This window comes from Bacillus thermotolerans, assembly GCF_000812025.2.
Classification (GTDB): Bacteria; Bacillota; Bacilli; order Bacillales; family Domibacillaceae; genus Quasibacillus; species Quasibacillus thermotolerans.
The window spans coordinates 1-437 of sequence record NZ_JWJE02000123.1; the positions used below are offsets into that span (position 1 = coordinate 1).

A 437-nucleotide genomic window follows, 5' to 3' on the forward strand; every position below is an offset into this window, starting at 1 on the left:
ATCAGGTAGATAGGTTCGAGGTGGAAGCGTGGCGACACGTGGAGCTGACGAATACTAATCGATCGAGGACTTATCCTAAAAACGAAAAGCACAGGCGACTGCATAGACACGACAAGCAAATGTTTGGATGCTGGAGAGGCGCTATGCCTTGGAAGCGGACGGTTATTTGACTCGAGTGTCGAGGAGCCGGAGCTGGACAACACACAACAAAATGGCAAGGTATTGCCGGTTACTTTCCAAGCATATTATCCAGTTTTGAAAGAACAAAAAAGTTCTTGATAAATAAGAGGGATTTGCTATAATAGTAAATGTCTTTGACGGTCTGGTGGCTATGGCAAAGAGGTCACACCCGTTCCCATCCCGAACACGGAAGTTAAGCTCTTCAGCGCCGATGGTAGTTGGGGGCTTCCCCCTGTGAGAGTAGGACGCTGCCAGGC

1 rRNA gene is annotated in these 437 nt (G+C 48.7%); it reads left to right on the plus strand.

Going from position 1 to position 437, the window contains the following annotated elements:
• The first annotated feature begins 321 nt into the window (after window positions 1–321).
• Window positions 322–437 (plus strand): 5S ribosomal RNA (gene rrf, locus QY97_RS19410).